The organism is Micromonospora sp. NPDC047465 (assembly GCF_040643125.1).
GTDB lineage: Bacteria > Actinomycetota > Actinomycetes > Mycobacteriales > Micromonosporaceae > Micromonospora.
Genome location: NZ_JBEYTP010000042.1, coordinates 1 through 1,884, shown reverse-complemented (window position 1 = coordinate 1,884; position 1,884 = coordinate 1). Strand labels below are relative to the sequence as shown.

Here is a 1,884-nt window from a genome sequence, read left to right as displayed (position 1 = left end):
AAGGACATCGGCGGCACCGTCACCGCTCCAGTCCGCGGCCATGACGTGCTTGAAGGTCGCCCAGCCGTGTCCGATCTGCGTGTAGCCAGACAGTTTGTAGCTGTTGTTCGGGTAGTACAGTAGCCTCCCTGAAGAATCGACTCCTAGGACGTCGGCGGCACCGTCACCGCTCCAGTCCGCAGCCATGACGTGCTTGAAGGTCGCCCAGCCGTGTCCGATTCCGACCGGGTTGCCGAGGCCGGCTCCGCTGTGCGGGTAGTACCAGAAGTCACCGTTGGCAGCGACTCCCAGGACATCGGCGACACCGTCACCACTGAAGTCCGAAACCCGTTCGCCGTCAGCCCCGGGCAGGCCGGTGGAAAGGCGGTTCTGGCTCACGGGTGCGATGCCGGTGGGATAGTTGGTGCCGGTCTCCACGGTATTGGGGATTTCGCGGCTGAGCTGTGAATCGCAGTAGACGATATTCCAGTGAAGATGTGGGCCGGTCACGTTTCCGGTAGCGCCGGACGTGCCGATATGCTGCCCCTGCGCCACCAATTGCCCTCTGTTGACGATGGTGGCGCTGAGATGGGCGTACTGAGAGCAACGGTTGTTGCCGTGGTCGATCAAGGCGATGATGCCTCCGCCGGTGCTCCACCCCTCGTAGTAGACGGTGCCGGCCGCCGAGGCGACAATCGGGGTGCCTTGCGGCATGGCGAAGTCAACGGCATGCCGATTATAGCCGTCATTGTGAGAATAGCCGCTTCCGGGCGTCTGGGTAATGGTGTACGCATGTCCAGCCCGGTAAGGTAGCTTGAAAGGTGCGCCATTGCCGGCGAGTGCGGACTCCTGAGGAATCAGGATTCCGAGCACGGCTACAAGCGCAGCCAAGCTGACTGCGATATCGCGACGCAAATGGACCTCCTTGTGTCTACGATCGGCGCGGAATTTGGAATGTCTACCTTGCAGCTGCACGGTCATGAGCCACGGAGGTTCGGGCGCGATCTGGTCCAAAGGGTGTCCCAACGGGGCCGAGACTGTCAAGAACGCCAATGGTTCTCTGCGTAATGGCCTGTTGCCCCGCCATGGGCGGCGTCCTTGAACTTGCCAAGCAGCTGATCAGCGAGGCCGAGTTGAGGTCTGCCCGCCCAAGGGGTCCCGGTACTCCAGTCTCGGCTCGGCATCGACGTCGAGCGCGTACCCCCGCCGTGCCGGGAAAGGCTTCCACGTCCAGCCCCGACGGTGGATGCTGCCCGCCAGGTGCACTCTGGAATGCGCCGACCGGCTGCTGATCTACCACGAACGACATGCCCTCGCCGTTGTCGGCGAGTACGTCGACCACTTCAACAACCACCGCCCGCACCAAGGACGGCAGCAGCTGAGTCCGTCGCCCGCCATCAACCGACTCCCGCCTCGAGGGTGCTGTGCGCTCGTAACCTAGGCGGGGCACGGACCCGTAGACATCGTGTGTTCGACCGACGGCTATTCGGGGCAGTTGCTACTTACTGCGCACACCCTTACAGGTCGTCGATCTGGACAAAACCGTCCTGGATGGCGCGCTACCAGCGCCGCCTTGGTGAGGGCCGGCCGGCCACGCATCGCGTACTTGATCCGGATGTGTTCCAGATGGGAGTTGACCGTGCTCAGGGAGATCCCCAGACGTTGAGCCACGAACTCCTTGGACTGCGACTGGAACCACTGGATCAGCACCTCGGTCTCGCGCGCCGACAACACCGGTCGGTGGGCGGAGCGGTCGCCGGCGAGCGCGCCCGCCAGGGATGGCGCGGTGTACGCCTGACCGGCCGCTGCAGCCCGGGTGGCGTTGAGGAGGTGTTCGGTGCCCTCAGCCTTGGTCAGGTAGCTCAGCGCGCCCAGTTCCAGGCACTGAAGTGCGATCACGTCGTC

The 1,884-nt window shown here is 63.7% G+C and carries 2 protein-coding genes; both read right to left on the bottom strand.

The window, feature by feature from the left end; translation table 11 throughout:
- Nucleotides 1-960: VCBS repeat domain-containing M23 family metallopeptidase (locus tag ABZ793_RS28055; RefSeq protein WP_357462206.1), on the bottom strand; the 960-nt coding region annotated here is incomplete at its 3' end.
- 501 nt (nt 961-1,461) lie between these two features.
- On the bottom strand, nt 1,462-1,884 hold a 423-nt coding region (locus ABZ793_RS28050; RefSeq protein ID WP_357462203.1), incomplete at its 5' end, for a helix-turn-helix transcriptional regulator.